20 protein-coding genes are annotated in these 18,022 nt (G+C 68.4%); 4 read left to right on the forward strand and 16 right to left on the reverse strand.

Annotated features, from left to right (window positions below; genetic code table 11):
- The first annotated feature begins 13 nt into the window (after positions 1–13).
- Together AB0J62_RS15795 and AB0J62_RS15800 are read left to right on the forward strand one after the other, a co-directional pair.
- The gene (locus AB0J62_RS15795; protein ID WP_363870185.1) at positions 14–808 is read left to right on the forward strand and encodes an SGNH/GDSL hydrolase family protein; all 795 of its coding nucleotides are present in this window, start codon (positions 14–16) and stop codon (positions 806–808) included.
- Complete coding sequence (locus AB0J62_RS15800; RefSeq protein ID WP_363870188.1) at positions 805–1,383, forward strand: GNAT family N-acetyltransferase; 579 nt, start codon at positions 805–807, stop codon at positions 1,381–1,383. The genes AB0J62_RS15795 and AB0J62_RS15800 overlap by 4 nt, the downstream gene beginning before the upstream one ends.
- Here the strand turns inward: AB0J62_RS15800 and AB0J62_RS15805 are convergent.
- From AB0J62_RS15805 to AB0J62_RS15815, 3 genes are all read right to left on the reverse strand, one after another.
- Entirely contained in the window at positions 1,380–2,168 is a 789-nt protein-coding gene (locus tag AB0J62_RS15805; protein ID WP_363870191.1) for a GNAT family N-acetyltransferase, read from the reverse strand. The genes AB0J62_RS15800 and AB0J62_RS15805 overlap by 4 nt on opposite strands.
- Positions 2,165–2,338 (reverse strand): hypothetical protein, encoded by a 174-nt coding sequence (locus AB0J62_RS15810; RefSeq protein WP_363870194.1) that lies wholly within the window; start codon positions 2,336–2,338, stop codon positions 2,165–2,167. The genes AB0J62_RS15805 and AB0J62_RS15810 overlap by 4 nt, the downstream gene beginning before the upstream one ends.
- Positions 2,339–2,412: 74 nt before the next feature.
- Positions 2,413–2,907, reverse strand: a complete 495-nt coding sequence (locus AB0J62_RS15815) for a MarR family transcriptional regulator (protein WP_363870197.1) — start codon at positions 2,905–2,907, stop codon at positions 2,413–2,415.
- A 67-nt stretch (positions 2,908–2,974) separates the two neighbouring features.
- On the opposite strand from AB0J62_RS15815, the gene AB0J62_RS15820 reads away from it, so the two are divergent.
- Positions 2,975–3,748, forward strand: a complete 774-nt coding sequence (locus AB0J62_RS15820) for a hypothetical protein (protein WP_363870200.1) — start codon at positions 2,975–2,977, stop codon at positions 3,746–3,748.
- On the opposite strand, the gene AB0J62_RS15825 is transcribed toward AB0J62_RS15820, so the two are convergent.
- Together AB0J62_RS15825 and AB0J62_RS15830 are read right to left on the reverse strand one after the other, a co-directional pair.
- Positions 3,687–4,406 carry a DUF2071 domain-containing protein gene (locus AB0J62_RS15825; RefSeq protein ID WP_363870203.1) on the reverse strand — a complete coding sequence of 240 codons (720 nt, stop codon included), beginning with the start codon at positions 4,404–4,406 and terminating at the stop codon, positions 3,687–3,689. The two genes, AB0J62_RS15820 and AB0J62_RS15825, sit on opposite strands and share 62 nt — an antisense overlap.
- A gap of 10 nt (positions 4,407–4,416) precedes the next feature.
- Positions 4,417–4,737, reverse strand: a complete 321-nt coding sequence (locus AB0J62_RS15830; RefSeq protein WP_363870206.1) for a hypothetical protein — start codon at positions 4,735–4,737, stop codon at positions 4,417–4,419.
- Between the two features lie 59 nt (positions 4,738–4,796).
- Between AB0J62_RS15830 and AB0J62_RS15835 the strand changes: the two genes are divergently transcribed.
- A complete protein-coding gene (locus tag AB0J62_RS15835; protein ID WP_363870209.1) occupies positions 4,797–5,855 on the forward strand; it encodes an epoxide hydrolase family protein in 1,059 nt (352 codons plus the stop codon).
- Here AB0J62_RS15835 and AB0J62_RS15840 read toward each other — a convergent pair.
- From AB0J62_RS15840 to AB0J62_RS15890, 11 genes are all read right to left on the reverse strand, one after another.
- On the reverse strand, positions 5,852–6,853 hold the full coding sequence (locus tag AB0J62_RS15840; protein ID WP_363870212.1) for a sugar phosphate isomerase/epimerase family protein: 1,002 nt from the start codon (positions 6,851–6,853) through the stop codon (positions 5,852–5,854). The two genes, AB0J62_RS15835 and AB0J62_RS15840, sit on opposite strands and share 4 nt — an antisense overlap.
- 12 nt (positions 6,854–6,865) lie before the next feature.
- On the reverse strand, positions 6,866–8,026 hold the full coding sequence (xylA, locus tag AB0J62_RS15845; RefSeq protein ID WP_363870215.1) for a xylose isomerase: 1,161 nt from the start codon (positions 8,024–8,026) through the stop codon (positions 6,866–6,868).
- Positions 8,023–9,186, reverse strand: a complete 1,164-nt coding sequence (locus AB0J62_RS15850) for a Gfo/Idh/MocA family oxidoreductase (RefSeq protein ID WP_363870218.1) — start codon at positions 9,184–9,186, stop codon at positions 8,023–8,025. The genes xylA and AB0J62_RS15850 overlap by 4 nt, the downstream gene beginning before the upstream one ends.
- Positions 9,187–9,216: 30 nt before the next feature.
- A complete protein-coding gene (locus AB0J62_RS15855) occupies positions 9,217–10,257 on the reverse strand; it encodes a substrate-binding domain-containing protein (RefSeq protein ID WP_363870221.1) in 1,041 nt (346 codons plus the stop codon).
- A gap of 10 nt (positions 10,258–10,267) precedes the next feature.
- On the reverse strand, positions 10,268–11,332 hold the full coding sequence (locus AB0J62_RS15860; protein WP_363870224.1) for an ABC transporter permease: 1,065 nt from the start codon (positions 11,330–11,332) through the stop codon (positions 10,268–10,270).
- Positions 11,332–12,834, reverse strand: a complete 1,503-nt coding sequence (locus tag AB0J62_RS15865; RefSeq protein ID WP_363870227.1) for a sugar ABC transporter ATP-binding protein — start codon at positions 12,832–12,834, stop codon at positions 11,332–11,334. The genes AB0J62_RS15860 and AB0J62_RS15865 overlap by 1 nt, the downstream gene beginning before the upstream one ends.
- On the reverse strand, positions 12,831–14,093 hold the full coding sequence (locus AB0J62_RS15870) for an ROK family transcriptional regulator (protein ID WP_363870230.1): 1,263 nt from the start codon (positions 14,091–14,093) through the stop codon (positions 12,831–12,833). Before AB0J62_RS15870 ends, AB0J62_RS15865 begins: the two co-directional genes overlap by 4 nt.
- Positions 14,094–14,294: 201 nt before the next feature.
- Positions 14,295–15,062, reverse strand: coding sequence for a hypothetical protein (locus AB0J62_RS15875; protein WP_363870233.1), 768 nt, complete (start codon positions 15,060–15,062; stop codon positions 14,295–14,297).
- 253 nt (positions 15,063–15,315) lie between these two features.
- The gene (locus AB0J62_RS15880; protein ID WP_363870236.1) at positions 15,316–16,113 is read right to left on the reverse strand and encodes a dienelactone hydrolase family protein; all 798 of its coding nucleotides are present in this window, start codon (positions 16,111–16,113) and stop codon (positions 15,316–15,318) included.
- 9 nt (positions 16,114–16,122) lie between these two features.
- Positions 16,123–16,491, reverse strand: a complete 369-nt coding sequence (locus AB0J62_RS15885) for a YciI family protein (protein WP_363870460.1) — start codon at positions 16,489–16,491, stop codon at positions 16,123–16,125.
- Between the two features lie 118 nt (positions 16,492–16,609).
- Positions 16,610–18,019, reverse strand: coding sequence for an amidohydrolase (locus AB0J62_RS15890; RefSeq protein ID WP_363870239.1), 1,410 nt, complete (start codon positions 18,017–18,019; stop codon positions 16,610–16,612).
- Positions 18,020–18,022: the final 3 nt, after the last annotated feature.

Here is an 18,022-nt window from a genome sequence, read left to right on the forward strand (position 1 = left end):
CTATCGTGGTCCGGTGATCGCATCCGGCAGCCGGTACGTCGCCCTCGGTAGTTCGTTCGCGGCCGGACCGGGGATCAGCCCGATCGTGCACCCGCCCGCAGGCCGTTCGGGCAACAACTACGCGCACCTCGTCGCCGCAGAGCTCGGCCTCGACCTCACGGATGTCACGTACTCCGGCGCCACCACCGCGCACCTGCTCGACACCCCACAGGACGACGCGCCACCACAGCTCGAAGCGCTCACCCCGGACACCGCGCTGGTCACGATCACCGTCGGCGGCAACGATCTCGAGTACGTCGGCACGTTCCTGCGCGGGAGCTTCCTCAACACGATCGCGAAGCCCGCCACGATCCTCGGCCGCCGGGTCGCGAACCGGATCCGCGCGCGAGTCAGCTACCTCAAGGACGAAGCGTCGTACCAGGCCGTCGCGGACTCGCTGACCAAGGTCGTCGAGCAGGCGCAGGAGCGTTCACCGCACGCGCGCATCCTGTTCGTCGACTACCTCAGCCTGATCGGACCGGCCACACGCCCGCGTCTCGACGTACCGCTGAACGAGGAGCAGCTGCCGAGCGTCGCGATGATGGCGGAGGGTCTGGCCGGCGCGTTCGCGAAGGCCGCGGCGGCAACGGGTGCCGAGCTGGTCGCGGCGTCGGCGGCCAGTCGCGACCACGCGATCGGTTCGGCAGAGCCGTGGACGACGGGTTTCACGATGTTGCCGCCGAACCTCGGCGGCTTCGTTCCGTACCACCCGAACGCGGCCGGCATGCGCGGCGTCGCCGACCTGATCATCGAGGTCCTGCGGACATGAAGGTGCGCGAGGCAACCGAGTCGGACGTCGACGCGGCGGTCGGCACGCTCACCCGCGCGTTGTTCGACTACCCGATGTCCCGAGCCTGCCTCGACCCGGACGGGTACGAGGAACGACTCACGCAGTACCACCGCCTGTTCGTCGAAGGGATCGGGCTGCCGCACGGGCGGATCTGGGTCACCGACGACGTGAGCGCGGTCGCGGTCTGGTTCCCGCCGGACATGCCGGCCGACGCGTTCGCCCCACATGCCGCCGCGTTCCAGGAGCTCACCGGATCCCGTGCCGCGCTCACTGCGGAGTACGGCCAGGCGATCGGGCTCTTCCATCCGCGCGACCCGGTCTGGCTGCTCGCGCTCGCCGCGGTCGATCCCGATCGTCAACGCCAAGGCCTCGGCCACGCGGTCATCGAACCGGGCCTCGCCGTGGCCGACGCCGCGCACTCCCCCGCGTTCGTCGAGACCCAGGACCCCGCAAATGTGGGCTTCTACGAGTCCTTCGGCTTCACCACGATCGCCGAGCTAGAACTCCCCCACCACGGCCCGACCCACTACTCGATGTACCGCGCCGCCCGTTAGGCAGGCTTGTACACGTACGGCGTGGTGGTGGTGACCGCGACAAAGCCGAGGCGCTGCAGGATCGGGGAGCTGTCGTCGGACGCGTCGACGTGGAGGTACTTGTAGCCGAGCTCGACCGCACGAGCGGCGCGTACTGCGACGAGCGCCTTGTAGATGCCCTTGCCGCGCCACTCGGCGAGCGTTGACCCGCCCCACAGCCCCGTGAACTCGGTGCCCTTCTTGTACACGGCCCAGGCGGCGGAGACCACCTGACCGTCGGCCTCGGCGACGAAGATGTCGGTGCCGCTCGCGTGCCGGCGTACCAGGTCGTCGGCCAGCCAGGACCAGTCGTCGTTCCACACGGTCGACTCCATCGCGGCGATCCGCTCGAAGTCGGCGCGGTCGGAGACCAGCCGGATCGTGATGCCGTCGACCGTGTCGCGGCCGCGGAGGCGCTCCGCGATGTCGGCGCTCTCGGCGACGAGCACGGTCTCCTGCTCCTCGGGCTCGAACCCGGCGGCACGCAGCCGGTCCGGCAGGTCGGCGGGCCGGTCGTGACCGCGGAGCTTCCATTCGACCGACTGGCCCTTCGCCGCGAAGTAGTCGCGCTGGCGGGCGATCAGCGCGTCGATCTCGGCGCTGTCGAGACCGTCGAGCGTGCGGTAGCTGACGAAACCGCGGCTCGGGTACTCGACCCGGATCACCGGGCCGTCCATGCTCGTCGGCACGTCCGCGCTCTCACTGGTTCCGCGCAGTTGGTCGTCGTACACAGCGAGCAACTGCTCGCGCTTCGAGGCATCAGTCACGAAGCGACTCTGACACGCGATCGGATCACCCACCAACTGCGACGAGGCTCGGGAGTCGCGCTGTCGTCCGTACGGCGACGGCGACCGGCGCGCTTGCTCAGGCCGTGCTTGTTGTCGCGGTTGTCGTTGGCGAAGTGGCTCAGCGAGACCATCAGGTTCAGCGGTTCCATCAGTCGGTCCTCCAGGATCTTCGGCGCTTACACCCAGAGGTCGGAGCCGGCGGACTCAGATTGACATGTCCCGGCTAGGAATCTTTCTCGGTGATCAGAACCAGCTGCCGCAGCAGGTCGTCGAGCCGGGTGCGGTCAGCGGCCGGCAGCTGGTGGACCAACTCCTCCTCGACCCGGCTGATATCGCCGATGGCACGGTCCCAGAGGTCGCTCCCGGCCCGGGTGAGCGTCGCGACGACCTTGCGCCGGTCGTCGCGGTCGTGCGCGCGCTCGATGAACCCACGCCGCTCCAGCGCATCCAGGCGATTGGTCAGCGCCGCCGCGGACATCCCGAGCTGCTTGGCCAACCCACCCGGCGTCTCGCGGTACGGCGTACCGCCGCGGCGGAGCATGTGGAGCGTCTTGAACTCCCACAGCTGCAGCCCGTACTCCGCAAGCACGGCCTCTCGCCGGCGTTCGAGGTACCGCGTCAGAACCTGCATGCGGACCGTGATCCCTTCGACCTCAGGATCCAGTCCGGGCAACTGATCGGCCCAGAGCTCGACATGCGCATCCACAAAGTCCTTCACCCGTCTAACCTTTCAGCCGCTGAAGGTTAGTTGTCAAATATTTCGACGTCGAAATACTCTGCACAACATGACCCAGCTTGCAGCTGTAGACGTCGTCACCGCCGCCACTCACCTCATGCGCGCCGGCCAGTGGTCCGCCGCGACCGAGCTCCTGAACGCCGCCGAACCCGACGACCCGGCCGAGCACCTGGCCCTCGCCCTGGCCCGGGCCGAGGTCGCCACCGACCAGGACTTCGCGCAGCAGACCAACCACGCCCCTGCTGCCATAGCCGCGGCTGACGCTCTCGCACCTCAGTCGTGGGATCTCGCGATGATGAGACTCCGGAAGGACTATTCGATCGCCCTGTTCGGCTCACGTGCAGACGGACAGCTCGCGGAGCGGGCCCGGCAGCTGATCGCCGACGCCCCGGACGATGCCCGCCGAGGAGCCGTCACGTTCTACGCGGGTGTGATGGCGGACAACCTCTACAGCCGGCCAGAGGAAGCGTTCGCGCACTACACAACGGCGTACCAGCTGGGCGAGAAGGCGGGCGACGAGCTGCTGATGTCGCTCGCGCTCAGGCATCTCGGCGACCACGCACACACCGCAGGCGACCTGGCGCTGGCGAGACAACTGTGGGAGCGATCGACCGAGCTGCGACAGAAGGTCGGGCATCTGCTCGGAGCACTGGCCCAGCAGACCTTGCTCGCCGTACTGCTGCGCGATGAAGGCGACACCGCGGGCTCGCAAGCACTGGCGGCCGAGGTCAACCGCTGGGCGACGCAGGTGGACCTGAAGTTCATCGTCCAGGAGACCGCTGCCTTAATGGCAGACCGAAGGCAGCAGGCACCCCCGCGCTGAAGGCGACATGATCCGGCGGCCGACCCGGAGGCACCAGACCGACGGATTTCAGCAAGGCATCAGCGTCCAGAGAGGTGAGCGTCGCGGAGTGCAGGATCCACGGAGGGTGCTCGTTGGGCAGGTACCAGGTGCGGCCGGCGCGCTCGATGTGCAGACCCCAGCGCGCGGTGAGGAAGTCTTCGAGCGGCCCGACCGGCAAGCGCTCCCCCAGCGAGATCCCAACAGCTGACCCGATCCCACGCAATCTCGATGTGTAGGTGTGGTGGTTGCCGTCGCGCACGTGACTCATGCGAGCCCACCGATACGGCAGCCCGAAGACAGTCCGCGCCGCGGCGACCACCGCCAGCCGGTTCGCGTCGAGGCTGAGGAACACGACACCACGTCGACCGGTCTCGTCGATCGAGTAGAGCCGGATGTTCGTCTCCAGGAACGAGCCGAAGTACGGCACGCCCGGACCGCGCGGCAGCCCGGTGTCGACCATGCGGAACGGCACCAGACCGACGTACGTGCGTCCCTCGAAGGTGTCCGGACGCGTGCCGGGCGGGAAGAAGTGCGCGACCTCGGCCGGCTCGACGGCCCAATGCAGGAAGGACAGATCGAGCCACCGCTGCCGCAGGATCCGCGGCCGCCGCAGCGCGGGCGCCGCCGGCCAGACCATGTGGCCGTCGTTACCCGGCGGTCGGACGGACCTCGCAGGTCGGCCGCCCGTCGTTCAGTTCGCACACGATGTACGCCGTACTCCCGGACTCGGACGGCTTCCACGGCATCACCGCTTCGCCGGCGAGCAATGCGTCGAGCGTCTGCAGCTCGGGGTCGCGTTGCTCGGCGTGGTGGTGATACCCCGCCGCGCCCAACGCCAACGCGATCGACATCCCGAGCAGGTTCACCTCGTTCGGCCCGTCCGGGACGGTCGCGCCCTCCACCGGCTCCAACTTGATGCCGTGGTCCGGGACCTCCACGATCTGCGCGGTGTACTTTCCAGCACTCATAGGGCGAGCGTAACCGTAGCGGTCAGCTGGTGTCCGCTACGCCTTCTAGTGTCGGAGCCATGGAGTTTCGGACAGCGGTACCCCAGGCAGAGCTGGACGAGTTGCAGCGGCGGCTGGACACGGCCCGGTGGCCGGATCAGCTGCCGGAGGCCGGCTGGTCGTATGGCGTGGAACTCGAGCGGCTGCGCCAGGTCGCGGAGTACTGGCGTGCGTCGTACGACTGGCGACGGTTCGAGAAGCGGCTCAATGCGCAGCCCCAGTACCTGACCGAGCTCGACGGACAGCGGGTGCACTACATTCACCGGAAATCGTCGGGCACCCCGCTGCTTCTGCTGCATGGCTGGCCGGGCTCGAACTCCGACTTCCTGGACCTGATCGAGCCGCTCGCGGAGGACTTCGATCTGGTGATCCCGACCATGCCCGGCTTCGGGTTCTCCGGCCCGACCACAGCCACCGGCTGGGGCGTCGAGCGGATCGCGCGGGCGTGGGCGACGTTGATGGAACAGCTCGGGTACGAGCGGTACGGCGTCCACGGCTACGACTGGGGCGCGCGGATCGCGCCGGCGCTCGCGCGGTTGGCGCCAGAGCAAGTGATCGGGTTGCACCTGGACGGCTACCTGGCGTTTCCGCAGGGTGAGGAGCTGACGGAGGACGAGCAGCAGCGGTTGAGTGGCCTGGACAGGTGGCAGGCCGAGCGGTCCGGGTACGCGTCGATCCAGGCCACGCGACCACAGACCCTGGCGTACGCCTTGGTCGACTCCCCCGTCGGCCAGCTGGCCTGGAATCTGGAGTGGTACGACGACTACGGGCACCGGATCGGTGCCATCGGCAACGACAACATCCTGGACAGCGTGACGCTGACCTGGCTGACCGGAACCGCAGGGTCACAGGCCAGGCTCTACCGCGAGAGTCAGTCGTCGTGGGGCGCCGAGGTCGCCTGGTGCCCGGTTCGGACGGGTCTCGCGGTGTTTCCCAACGACAGCACGGTTCGCAAGCTGGTCGAGCGGGAGTTCGACGTCGTGCACTACACCGAGTTCGACCGCGGCGGCCACTTCGCGGCGCTGGAGGTCCCCGATCTGGTGATCGAGGACCTCCGGGCGTTCTTCGGAAAGCTCTAGGACGAGAACGCCGCGTCGAACGATGCGGTCGGTGCGTCGAAGGCGAGCGAGCGGACGAACTGGACCGCTTCCGCAGCGCCGACCAGGCGGTCCATGCCGGCGTCTTCCCACTCGACCGAGATCGGGCCGTCGTACCCGATCGTGTTGAGCATCCGGAAGCACGCCTCCCACGGGACGTCCCCGTGGCCGGTCGAGACGAAGTCCCAACCGCGCCGCGGGTCGCCCCAGGCGAGGTGCGAACCCATCCGCCCGTTGCGGCCGTTGCCGACCTGCCGCTTCGCGTCCTTGCAGTCGACGTGGTAGATCCGGTCCTTGAAGTCCCACAGGAACCCGACCGGGTCGAGATCCTGCCAGACGAAGTGCGACGGGTCCCAGTTCAGCCCGAACGCCGGCCGGTGCCCGATGGCCTCGAGCGTCCGGGTCGTCGACCAGTAGTCGTACGCGATCTCCGACGGGTGCACCTCGTGAGCAAACTTCACGCCCACCTCGTCGAACACGTCGAGGATCGGGTTCCACCGGTCCGCGAAGTCCTGGTACCCGGCCTCGAGCATCGCCGGCGGCACCGGCGGGAACATCGCGACCGTCTTCCAGATCGACGACCCGGTGAACCCGACCACGACGTCGACACCGAGCGCACGCGCGGCCCGGGCGGTGGTCTTCATCTCCTCCGCCGCCCGCTGCCGGACACCCTCCGGATCGCCGTCGCCCCAGATGTGGGCCGGCAGGATCGCCTGGTGCCGCTGGTCGATCGGATCGTCGCAGACCGCCTGCCCGAGCAGGTGGTTCGAGATCGTCCACACCTTCAGGTTGTGCTTCTCCAGGATGTCGAGTCGATCCCGGACATACGCCGGATCCTCGGCAGCCCGTCGTACGTCGAGATGGTCGCCCCAGCAGGCGATCTCGAGTCCTTCGTACCCCCACGACGCCGCCAGCCGGGCCACCTCCTCGAACGGGAGGTCGGCCCACTGCCCGGTGAACAACGTGATCGGTCGAGCCATGTCGTCTACTCCTTACCGGACGCCGAGGAGGTGTTCCATCGCCAACTGGTCCAGACGTTCGAACCCGAGACCGCGGTTGCCGAGGGCATCCGGGTCGTACGACGCGCCGCGGAGGTCGGCCAGCGACTCGCCCTCGGCCAGCGTCGGCTCGTGCAGCTCCGCGACCCGCGCGGCCTCGAGCGCCTCGGCGACCTCCGGGTCGGCCCGGAATGCGTTCACCTTCTCGCGCAGGATCAGGTAGTTCCGCATACAACCGCGCGCGGTCTCCCAGACGCCGTCCTCGTCCTCGGTCCGCGGCGGCTTGTAGTCGAAGTGGATGTGCCCGTCGTACGCCGGGTAGCGCCCGGACCCCTGCAGTACGTCGACCGTCCAGAACGCCTCGCGCAGGTTGCCGGCGCCGAACCGCAGGTCCTGGTCGAACCGCGGACCGTGCTGCCCGTTGAGGTCGATGTGGTACAGCTTCCCGTGCCACAACGCCTGCGCGATGCCGTGCGCGTAGTTCAGCGACGCCATCTGCTCGTGCCCGACCTCAGGGTTGATGCCGACAAGTTCGGGGTCGGCGAGATCGTTGATGAAGGCAATCGCATGGCCGATCGAGGGCAGCAGGATGTCGCCGCGCGGCTCGTTCGGCTTCGGCTCGATCGCGAACCGGATGTTGTAGCCGTGCTCGCGGACGTACGCGCAGAGCAGGTCCATCGACTCCTTGTACCGGTCCAACGCGGCCCGCACGTCCTTCGAGCCACCGGACTCCGCGCCCTCACGACCGCCCCACAGCACGTACGTCGTCGCGCCCAGCTCGGCGGCCAGATCGACGTTGCGCAGCACCTTCGCCAACGCGTACCGGCGTACCTGGCGGTCGTTGGCGGTCAGGCCACCGTCCTTGAAGACGGGGTGGCTGAACAGGTTCGTGGTCATCATCTCGACACCCATGCCGGTGTCGGCAAGGGCCTTCGTGAAGCGCTCGAGCACCTGCCCGCGAGTGCTGTCATCGGGTACGACGTCGTCGTCGTGGAACGTGACCGCCGCGGCGCCCAGCTCCGCGAGCTTCTCGACGGCGTGGACCGGGTCCATCGCCGGGCGCACCGCCGTACCGAACACGTCGACGCCCTGCCAACCGACCGTCCACAGACCGAACGAGAACTTGTCGTCCTTGGTCGGGGTAAAGCTGTTCATGCTGAGATCTCCTGCCATTGACGGGTTGTAGAACTGGTCTCGACCGCGGCCAGCACGCGCTGGACCTGCAGTCCGTCAGCGAACGAGGGCGCCGGATCGGTGCCCTCGGCAATCGCGGTGACGAGGTCGACGACCTGGTGGGTAAAACCGTGCTCGTAGCCGAGCAGGTGGCCCGGCGGCCACCACGCACCGACGTACGGGTGGTCGGGTTCGGTGGCGAGGATGCGGCGGAAGCCTGCCGTCCTCGAGTCATCTGTTGCGTCGTAGTAGTGCAGCAGGTTCATGTCCTCGAAATCGAAGGCCAGACTGCCGAGGCTGCCGTTGATCTCGATCCGGATCGCGTTCTTCCGGCCGGTCGCGAAGCGGGTCGCTTCGAAGACACCGAGCGCACCGGAGCGGAACGTGGCCAGGAACACCGCCGCGTCGTCGACCGTCACCGGTCCGCGTTCGGTCCCCGCCGTACCGGCGAGACCGGAGTGCTCGGCGGCGACCGGACGCTCCTTCACGAACGTCTCCAGCCGGGCGCTGACCTCGCCGATCGTGTCACCGGTGATGTACTGCGTCATGTCGATGATGTGCGCGCCGATGTCACCGAGCGCACCCGACCCGGCCTTCGACTTGTCCAGCCGCCACGACAGCGGCGCCTCCGGGTCGGCGATCCAGTCCTGCAGGTACTGCGCGCGGACGTGCCGGATCGTCCCGAGCTTGCCCTCGGCAACAAGCTGGCGGGCCAGCGCGATCGCCGGCACCCGGCGGTAGGTGAACCCGACCATCGACCTGATCCCCTTGGCCTTGGCCGCCTCGGCCGCCGCGGTCATCGCCTCGGCCTCCTCGACGGTGTTGGCCAGCGGCTTCTCGCACAGGACGTGCTTACCGGCCTCCAGGGCGGCGATCGCGATCTCCGCGTGGCTGTCGCCCGGCGTACACACGTCGACCAGCTGGACGTCGTCGCGGCCGAGCAGCTTGCGCCAGTCGGTCTCGGTGTCCTTCCAGCCGAGCTTCGTCGCGGCGGCCCGCACGGCCTCCGCGTTGCGGCCGCAGAGCACGTTCATGGCCGGGTCCAGCGGCAGGTCGAAGAAGCGCGGCGCGCTCCGCCAGGCCTGCGAATGGGCCGCGCCCATGAACGCGTAGCCGATCAGGCCGATGCCCAGGTTCGTCATTGCTCTCCTCTTAGCTCTCGCTGTGTTTGATCAGCTTTCGAAGGCGGTGGGCAGGTACTGGTCCACGTTCTCCTTGGTGACCACCGGCGCGTACAGCTGGACGGTGCGCGGCACCTCGACCTCCACCAGGTCGCCGAGGGCCTTCTTCTGCACCAGCAGGCGGGCCAGCCGGATGCCGTCGGCACCCTGCGTGGACGGGTAGATGACGGTGGCCTTCAGCAACGAGTTGCCGGACTTGATGTCCCGCATCACGTTCGCCGAACCGGCCCCGCCGACCACGAAGAACTCCTTGCGGCCGGAGTTCTTGATCGCGGCCATCACGCCGACACCCTGGTCGTCGTCGTGGTTCCAGATCGCGTCGATCTTCGGCGCCGCCTGCAGCAGGTTGGCGGCGGCCTTCTCGCCGGACTCCACGGTGAACTCCGCGGCCACCCGGTTGCTGACCTTCAGGCCGCAGTCGGCGAGCGCTTCCTTGAACCCCCGGCTGCGGTCCTGAGTCAACGGCAGCGAGTCGATGCCGGCGATCTCGGCGACCACCGCGTCCTTCTTGCCCTTCAGCTGGTCGCAGATGTACGTGCCGGCCGACACACCCATTCCGTGGTTGTCGCCGAGCACCGTCGTACGGGCCGCGAACGGGCTGTCGAACTCGCGGTCGACGTTGATCACCGTGATGCCGGCCTCCATCGCCTTCGTCGCGACCGGGGTGAGCGCCGCCCCGTCGAACGGAAGCAGAACGATGGCGTCGACCTTCTGGTTGATGAACGTCTCGACCTGGCTGATCTGCAGGTTCACGTCGTTCGTACCCTCGGCGACGACCAGCTCGACGTCGGAGTACTTCTTCGCCTCGGCCTGGGTCGCCTTGGTGATGGCGCCCATCCAGCCGTGGTCGGCGGCCGGCGCGGAGAAGCCGATCTTGACCTTCTTGCCGGGCTCGTCGTTCTTGACCGCGGCCTGGTTGGCCGGCGCCTTGTCGGCATTGTCCTCGGTCTTCGGGGTGTTGCTGGTGCAGGCAGTCAGGGCGACCGCTGCCAGACCTGCGACCACCAGACTTCGGGCGGAACGTTTGGACATCGTTGTCCTCCTATGAACTCGTCGTGCGGGCGGCCAGACGTTGCTGCAGCAGGACGGCGACCACGATGATCGCGCCCTTGGCCACAGACTGGGCGGAGATGCTCAGGTTGTTGAGCGTGAAGACGTTGTTCAACGTCGTGAAGATCAGTACGCCGATGACCGTTCCGACGATCGTGCCGCGGCCGCCGGACAGCAGCGTGCCGCCGATCACCACCGCCGCGATCGCGTCGAGCTCGTACAACTGACCATGGGTGGAGCTTCCCGTCGTCGTCCGCGCCATCAACATCACCGCGGCGATCCCGCAGCAGAGCCCTGCCACGACGTACAGCGCCACGGTGTGACGCTGCACCTTGATCCCCGCCAGCCGGGCGGCCTCGGCGTTGCCGCCGACGGCGAAGGTACGGCGGCCGAAGGTGGTCCGGTTCAGCACCACCCAGCCGGCCGCGGCGACCAGCAGGAAGATCCAGACCAGGACCGGAACGCCGATCAGCGAGCCGCCGAAGAAGTCGACGAACGAGTTGACCGTGATGATCTGGGTCTTGCGGTCGGAGATGATCTCGGCCAGACCGCGCGCCGCCGCGAGCATCGCCAGCGTCGCGATGAACGGCACGATCTTGCCGTAGGCAACCAACAGGCCGTTGACCAGGCCGCACGCGGCGCCGACTGCGAGCGCCGTGGTGACCATCAGGATCCAGTGATAGTCGGCGGCCAACTGCTGGGTGGCCAGCGTGGTCGCCCAGACCGAGGCCAGCGCGACCATCGCGCCGACGCTCAGGTCGATCCCGCCGCCGGTGATGACGAACGTCATGCCGACGCTGACGACGCCGATGACGGCGGCCAGCCGCAGGATCGTCAGCACGTTGGCGCCGGTGGCGAACGTGTCGCCGGCGGTGATCACGCCGACGATGCAGAGCACGACCAGCGCGACCACCAGACCGAGGTTGCGTCCGAAGCCGGATCTGAGCAGGTTCGCCGATCGTTGCGCCGCCGGCTGGGTGACAGTGGCCTGAGTCGACGCTGTCGTGGCCGGTTCGGTCTCCCCTGTCGTGCCAGGTGTCGTGATGTCCTCACTCATCACACCGCACTTCCCTCCATCACCAGGTCGAGGACCTGGTGTTCGTCGATGGCTTGCGCGGGTCCCGTGTGGACGGCACGCCCCTCCCGCAGTACGACGACCCGGTCGGACAGACCGAGCACTTCCTCGACCTCGCTGGAGACCAGCACGATCGCGACCCCGTTGGCCGCCAGCGTGCGGATCAGCGCGTAGATCTCCGAGCGCGCGCCGACGTCGACACCGCGTGTCGGCTCGTCGAGCAACAGCACCCGGCAGTCGCGCAGCAACCAGCGCGCCAGCACGACCTTCTGCTGGTTGCCCCCGGACAGGTTGCGGACCGGATGGTCCACGCCGGCCGGCCGCAGGTCCAGCGACTTGGCCAGGCCGGCCGCTGCATCCCGCTCGGCCCGGTTGTTCAGGAATCCCCTGCTCGCGAACCGCTGCAGCGTCGACACCGTGATGTTCTTGTACACGGCCTGGTCGAGCAGCAGCGCCTGGCTCTTGCGTTCCTCCGGAGCGAGCCCGACCCCGGCCTTGACCGCCGCCTGCACCCGGCCCGGCCGTAGCGCGACGCCTTCGACGCGGACGGATCCGCTCGCCGGGCGTCGCGCGCCGTACACGGTCTCGAGTACTTCGGAACGTCCGGAGCCGACGAGACCCGCCAGGCCGAGGATCTCGCCGGCGCGAACCGTGAAGCTGATCCCGGCGAACTCGCGCGGCCTGGTCAGCTCGTCGACCTCGAGCACGACCGGCGCCGTGCTCGCGACCTCGTTGCGCGGCGGGAAGACGTACTCGATCGAGCGTCCGGTCATCAGCCGGATGAGTTCCTTCGTCGGGGTCTCGCGGGCGTCGAGTCCGGTGGCGACCGTTGCGCCGTCCTTCAGGACCGTCACCCGGTTGCCGATCTGGCGGATCTCCTCGAGCCGGTGCGAGATGTAGACGACCGCGACGCCGCGTTCGGTCAGGCCGCGGATCACCCGGAACAGGTTCGCCACCTCTTCGGGATCGAGGACCGCCGACGGTTCGTCCATCACGATCAGGCGGGCGTCACGCGACAGCGCCCTGGCCATGCTCACGACCTGCTGACCGGCGGCCGGCAGCGAACCGACTGCGCGGTGGGTGGGGATCTCGGCGTGCCCGAGTCCTTCCAGGATCTCGCGCGCCCGGGCGGTCGCCTCGTGCGTCCGGCTGAAGCCGAAGCGGGCCGGCTCGTGGCCGAGAAAGATGTTCTCGGCAACGGTCAGATCGGGCACCAGGTCGAGTTCCTGGTAGATCGCGGCGATGCCGCGCTGGATCGCCGCGGTCGGACTGTTCAGCTGGACCGGCTCGCCGTTCAGGTGGATCGTGCCGGCATCCGGTTGGTGCGCACCGGTCAGCACCCGGATCAACGTCGACTTGCCGGCGCCGTTCTGTCCGAGCAGGCAGTGCACCTCGCCGGCGCGAACGTCGAGGTCGACCCCGTCGAGCGCCCGTACACCGGGAAACTCCTTGACGATGCCGGTCATGGTCAGGAGGTCCGTCATCGCGCCACCCCGATCCTCGTCGGGTCGACGAAGACCTGGTCGAGCGAGATCTGCGCGCCGCCGCGGACGGCCGCCGCGAAACCGAGCTCCGACCGGACCACCCGGCAGCCGCCGCCGTCCGGTGCGATCACGCGCTCGCGGATCGCCTTCTCCAGTGGTTCTTTCAGCCATGGCCCGAGCACGGCGAAGTACCCACCGAGCACGAGCACGTCCGGGTTCAGGATGTTCACCAGGATCGCTCCCCCAATCCCCAGCCAGGTGCCGACGTCCTTCAACGCGGACAGCGTCCGCGCCTCCCCCGCTTCGGCCCGCCGGGTGATCCCGGCCAGCCGTTGCTCCACGTCCAGCGACGGATCCCGTACCGGGTCGTCCCTGTCCGTTGCCTTGTGCAACAGTGCGGTCAGCCCGACGACGGTCTCCCAGCAGCCGGTCCGGCCACAGCCGCAGGTCCGCCCCGGCGGTGCGACCGGCATGTGCCCGACCTCGCCGCTGTACCCGTGCCCGCCGCGCAACAGCTGCCCGCCGGCCACCACGCCACCGCCGACACCGACCGCACCGGTCAGCAGCACGAGGTCGTGCACCGGCTCGTCCTCGGTCTGGCGCAGATCGGCGTACGCCGCCAGCGCCGCGAGGTTCGCCTCGTTGTCGACATGCAACGGGTACGTCGGCTCGCCCAGCCGCGAGCGCATCTCCTGGGCGACCGACAGCTCGCCCCACCCCAGGTTCGGCGCGAGCTTCAGCTTCCCGGTCTCGCCCTGGACCAGGCCCGGCACGGCCAGGGTGACCCCGGCCAGCTGCCCACCACGAACCTCCACGCCGGTGACCGCTTCCTGCACCAAGTCTGCGAAGCGGTCGAGCGTCGTCGCGGGATCGAGGTGCGCCACGTCGACCGGGACGCGCTTCTCGAGCACGACCGCGCCGGTCAGGTCGAGGGCCGAGACGGCCAGGTAATCGACGTTGATCTCGCCACCGACGCCGCAGACGCCGGTGCCGTCGAGCTCGACGAGCAGGCCGGGGCGACCTAGCGCGCGGGACGAGTCGGCGGAGCCTTCACGGAGCAGTCCGCGTTCGACGAGTTCGGCGACGAGGCTGCTCACGGTGGCCTTGTTCAGACCGGTCTCCTCGGCGATCCGGGCCCGGGACCGCGGGCCGAGGTCGCGGACATGCCGCAGTACGACCGAGAGGTTGTTGCGGCGGAGCGAGACGTGATCGGCGGCGACACCCCGGCTGCCCGGGCGACGACCGTCGGTCAACGTCATCCTCGTGCCTCCCCTGCCGACTTTGTCTGTTGATCCAACAAACTAAGTTCACGACAGAAGGGCGTCAAGAGCTACCTAGCAGTCAAGTTCTTGCAGGGCTTTGTCAGACGTGTGCGCTCAGCGCACGACTGGCCGACCACGTGGACCGCATGGACCGCATGGACCGCATGGACCGCATGGACCGCCTGGACCGCCTCGGAGCTAGAACAGCTCCATGCTGTCGGCGGTCGCGGTGATGACCGGGTTGTCGAAGTACATCCGGCAGGCGATCGCGTGGCCGGAGCAGGTGAGCAGGGCCGGTCCGGCAGCGTCGACGACCTTGTAGGCGACCGGGTGCTCGCAGCGCTCGACCTCGCCCTCGTTCTGCCGGCCGCAGCCGAGGACGTGGCAGGTGGCGGTGTCGCCGATGTTCATCAGCGTCAGCCCGTGCTCGGGGCAGACGCCCCAGCCGACGCCGCAGACCTGGCCCTCGTTCGCGGCCAGCCGGACGAGCTTGCCGGCGGTGGCCTCGAGCTTGGTCGCCATCTCGCGGAACGTGGTGGCGGCCTGGTCCAGCTCGTGCCGGAACCGCCGCAGCTCGGTCGAATCCGGCATGCTCTGCGTCGCCGCCTGCAGGTCCTCGGCCAGCGTCATCGCGGCAACCGCGATCTCGTCGACCCGGACCGGGGTGTTGAACTGGCGCAGCGCCGTACCGTTCTGCTCCCGCGGCCGATCACGGACCTCGGACAGCCAGTCCGAGCGCGGCGGCCGGCCGGGCTGGCCGGGCTGGTCGGTGCGGATCTCGGCGACCTTCTCCCCCGGCTGCCAGTTCGGCTGCTTCGGCTGATTCGACTGCTCGCCGGCGGATCCCTCGGACGGGTCCGTGGCCGGTGGTTGCAGGTGAGTGGTTGATTGCGGACCGTGACCGTTGGTCCCGTTGCCCGACCCGTTCACCGGGATCCGGCTATCTTGCGCTGTCCGCCCGTTCATACAGCCTCACTCGTCCAGTGCCTGGCACCCGCCATACGCGATGCGTCCCCTGTTGTGCCCTCGGTTGCCGATCGTGCCATGCCCCAGGTACTCACGACCAGAGCAAAAACAACGGCGTCACCCACCGCGCCCCCTCACATGCAGACCGCAACGATCAACCCCCAGGCATCCCCACGTTCCCCAGCGTGAAAGGCACCGAATCACACCGGACGAGTTACTCAACGTGGTTTTGACATTTCCGCACTGAACGTCGTCAACCGGTTGCTGTGAGGTGCTCTTCGAGGAATTCGACCACCCGGGCGCGAGCATTGAAGGCCGAATTCGGTGGATTGTCGCGGATCTCGGCGGTGAGCACCGCGTGCGCGCCCTTGCCGTACCCGTCGCGGTTGCCCGGCGACGAATCGAGCTCGATCACCTCGAACGCATCGCCGAGATGAGCACGCAGCGTGTCGAACCGCTCGCGCGGGACCGCGCGGTCGCCGCTGAACCGCAGACCCAGCGCGCACAGCCCGTCGGTCCGCGTGCGCTCCTTGACGACCTCGAGCTCCTCCTGTGACATCCCCGGATCGCGCCGCATCCTCGCGGTGACCGGGAAGGGCACCGCGGGCTGACTGAGCACTGCCGCGTTGACGGCGTCCTCGACGGCGGCAGCGAGCGCGAATCCCCCGGTGAAACACATGCCGATCACGCCGACGCCGCGGCCCGGCGTACGCGCGGCCAGGTCCTTCGCGACCGCACGCAGGTACTTCGTGATCGGCCGCTCGGCGTTCACCGCGAAGCTGCGGAACTCCTTCGATACGCAGAGCCGCGCAACGATTCCGAGCGTGTAGCCGGTGGTGGCGGCGCGTCCCGGCGTACCGAACGGTGACGGGATCACGACCGTGAAGCCCGCGGCGACGAGATGCTCGCCGAACTCGGCCACCTCAGGGCTCAGGCCCGGGATCTCGGGGATCAGCACGACGCCCGGCCCCTCGCCCTTCTCGAAGCAGTCGTAGGTCAGGCCGCCGCCGGTGAACGGCGTCCTCCGCCAGGAACCCAGGTCCACAGTCATGGCCCGAGCTTAGGGTGCGCGGTCGGCGACAGCCTGTCGTCCGAGGGATGCCAACTCTTCGACCATCGGACGAACCTCGACCATCCCCGCCTCGGCGACCGGATGGCCGGCAGCGATCTCGACCGCCTCGGCCAGGGTGTCGCACTCGATCAGGTCGAAGCCGCCCATCTGCTCCTTCGACTCCGCGAACGGGCCGTCGGTCGTGACGACCTTGGCACCCTGCCGCCGTACGCCGGTCGACTCCGCCGGCGGATGAAGTGCCCCGCCGGTCAGATGGACGCCGCGGGCCTTCACCTCGGCGACCCAGGCCTCGGTCCTGCGGATCATCTCGTCGGGCACGCCGTCGGGGTATTCGTGGTCGGGCCGGATCAACAGCATGTACTTCACGGATCACCCTCCGTTGCTCCTGCGCCGAATTGCCGGCGCTCGAATGGGACGTCGTTGCGCGATTGCACCTTTGTACATCGATTCTGGCCGGTTGTTGCAGCTGTGTTTTTCAGGGTGCGTAGTGCTGGATCGCACCGCCCTTCGAGAGGTCCACGAGCGTGTGGGACAGCGACTTCGCGTCGGCAAGGACCTCTTCGAGATCCATCGTGGTGAGTCGGCGGTCGCGGACCACGACCTTGCCCGCAACGAGAACCGTGACGACATCGGAGGCTCGGACGGAGTACACGAGGGCGGCTCGCGGGTCGGGGACGGGTTGGTTGTGGGGCGCGCTGAGGTCGATCAGGGCGATGTCTGCTTGCCGGCCTGGTTCGACGACGCCTATCCGGCCGGCGAGGCCGGCTGCTGCGGCGCTGCCTCGGGTGGCGAGGCGGAGGGTGTCGGACAGGGTCATCCACTCGGCGTCGTGCTCGCGTTGTTTCTGGGTGAGGGCGACCATGCGGATCGCTTCCCAGACGTCGAGCGTGTTGTGTACGGCGGCGCCGTCGGTGCCGACGCCAACTTGTACGCCGGCCGAGCGGAGCCCCTTGATCGGCGTGACCTCGCCCATCGCGAGTTTGAGGTAGACCTTCGGGCAGGACGCGACGGTCGTGCGATCGGCGTACCGCTCGAGGATCGGGAGGTCGTCGTCGCGGATGCCGCACCCATGGGCGATCAGGGCACCGGCGTCGAGCACGCCGGTCCGTTCGAGCACTTGGACCGGCGTGACGCCTAGGTTGTCGAGAGATGCTTGCGTTTGGTCGTTGGTCTCCGCGGCGTGCAGGTGGATGCGGAAACCCTCCGCACGCGCGATCTCCGCCGTACGTTTCAGGTCGTCGTCGGTGACCGTGTACGTCGCATGTGGGCCGAGGCTCGCGGTGATGCGCGGATGGAGCCGGCTGAGTTCGCGGGTCGTGTCGATCGCTGCGTTGATTCCGTCTAGGCCTGCAGAGGAGAAGTACGTCGGCGCTAGGTCGGCGCGTATGCCGGACTCGATCGCGGCGGCTGCGATCTGGTCGGCGTGGAAGTAGTGGTCGACGAACGTGGTGACGCCGGCGAGCAGCATCTCGGCGCACGCGAGGCGCGCACCTACTCGCACGCGCTCCGGCGTCAGGTTCACCTCCATCGGCCAGATCCGCCGGTTGAACCAGTCCTCGATCGAGAGATCCTCCGCCGCACCGCGCATCATCACCATCGGGCTGTGCGTATGGGAGTTGACCAACCCTGGAACCGCGACGAGCCCCGTCCCGTCAATCACCTCCCCGTCGATCGGACTGTCCGGCGGGCTGTCGGTCGGGCTGTCGGTCGGGCCGTCGGTCGGGCCGTCGGTCGCGCTGTCCATCAGGTTGTCGGTCGGGCTGTCGGCGGTTGTCGGCGTGATCGCGGTGATGAGGTCGTCGTGGATGTGGATGTCCTGTGCCTCGTCGACCCGGCACTCCCCCTGCTCGGGCACCACCAGCACAGCTACGTTTCGGATCAGCATGCG

Origin of the sequence: Kribbella sp. NPDC049584 (assembly GCF_040675555.1) — a bacterium.
GTDB lineage: Bacteria > Actinomycetota > Actinomycetes > Propionibacteriales > Kribbellaceae > Kribbella.

Excerpts from the sequence above, each read along its gene's own strand:
- AB0J62_RS15800 (WP_363870188.1), top strand. The coding sequence starts at position 805 with ATGAAGGTGCGCGAGGCAACCGAGTCGGACGTCGACGCGGCGGTCGGC.
- AB0J62_RS15810 (WP_363870194.1), bottom strand. The coding sequence starts at position 2,338 with ATGGAACCGCTGAACCTGATGGTCTCGCTGAGCCACTTCGCCAACGAC.
- AB0J62_RS15820 (WP_363870200.1), top strand. The coding sequence starts at position 2,975 with ATGACCCAGCTTGCAGCTGTAGACGTCGTCACCGCCGCCACTCACCTC.
- AB0J62_RS15825 (WP_363870203.1), bottom strand. The coding sequence starts at position 4,406 with ATGGTCTGGCCGGCGGCGCCCGCGCTGCGGCGGCCGCGGATCCTGCGG.
- AB0J62_RS15830 (WP_363870206.1), bottom strand. The coding sequence starts at position 4,737 with ATGAGTGCTGGAAAGTACACCGCGCAGATCGTGGAGGTCCCGGACCAC.
- AB0J62_RS15835 (WP_363870209.1), top strand. The coding sequence starts at position 4,797 with ATGGAGTTTCGGACAGCGGTACCCCAGGCAGAGCTGGACGAGTTGCAG.
- AB0J62_RS15840 (WP_363870212.1), bottom strand. The coding sequence starts at position 6,853 with ATGGCTCGACCGATCACGTTGTTCACCGGGCAGTGGGCCGACCTCCCG.
- xylA (WP_363870215.1), bottom strand. The coding sequence starts at position 8,026 with ATGAACAGCTTTACCCCGACCAAGGACGACAAGTTCTCGTTCGGTCTG.
- AB0J62_RS15850 (WP_363870218.1), bottom strand. The coding sequence starts at position 9,186 with ATGACGAACCTGGGCATCGGCCTGATCGGCTACGCGTTCATGGGCGCG.
- AB0J62_RS15855 (WP_363870221.1), bottom strand. The coding sequence starts at position 10,257 with ATGTCCAAACGTTCCGCCCGAAGTCTGGTGGTCGCAGGTCTGGCAGCG.
- AB0J62_RS15860 (WP_363870224.1), bottom strand. The coding sequence starts at position 11,332 with ATGAGTGAGGACATCACGACACCTGGCACGACAGGGGAGACCGAACCG.
- AB0J62_RS15865 (WP_363870227.1), bottom strand. The coding sequence starts at position 12,834 with ATGACGGACCTCCTGACCATGACCGGCATCGTCAAGGAGTTTCCCGGT.
- AB0J62_RS15870 (WP_363870230.1), bottom strand. The coding sequence starts at position 14,093 with ATGACGTTGACCGACGGTCGTCGCCCGGGCAGCCGGGGTGTCGCCGCC.
- AB0J62_RS15875 (WP_363870233.1), bottom strand. The coding sequence starts at position 15,062 with ATGAACGGGCGGACAGCGCAAGATAGCCGGATCCCGGTGAACGGGTCG.
- AB0J62_RS15880 (WP_363870236.1), bottom strand. The coding sequence starts at position 16,113 with ATGACTGTGGACCTGGGTTCCTGGCGGAGGACGCCGTTCACCGGCGGC.
- AB0J62_RS15885 (WP_363870460.1), bottom strand. The coding sequence starts at position 16,491 with ATGCTGTTGATCCGGCCCGACCACGAATACCCCGACGGCGTGCCCGAC.
- AB0J62_RS15890 (WP_363870239.1), bottom strand. The coding sequence starts at position 18,019 with ATGCTGATCCGAAACGTAGCTGTGCTGGTGGTGCCCGAGCAGGGGGAG.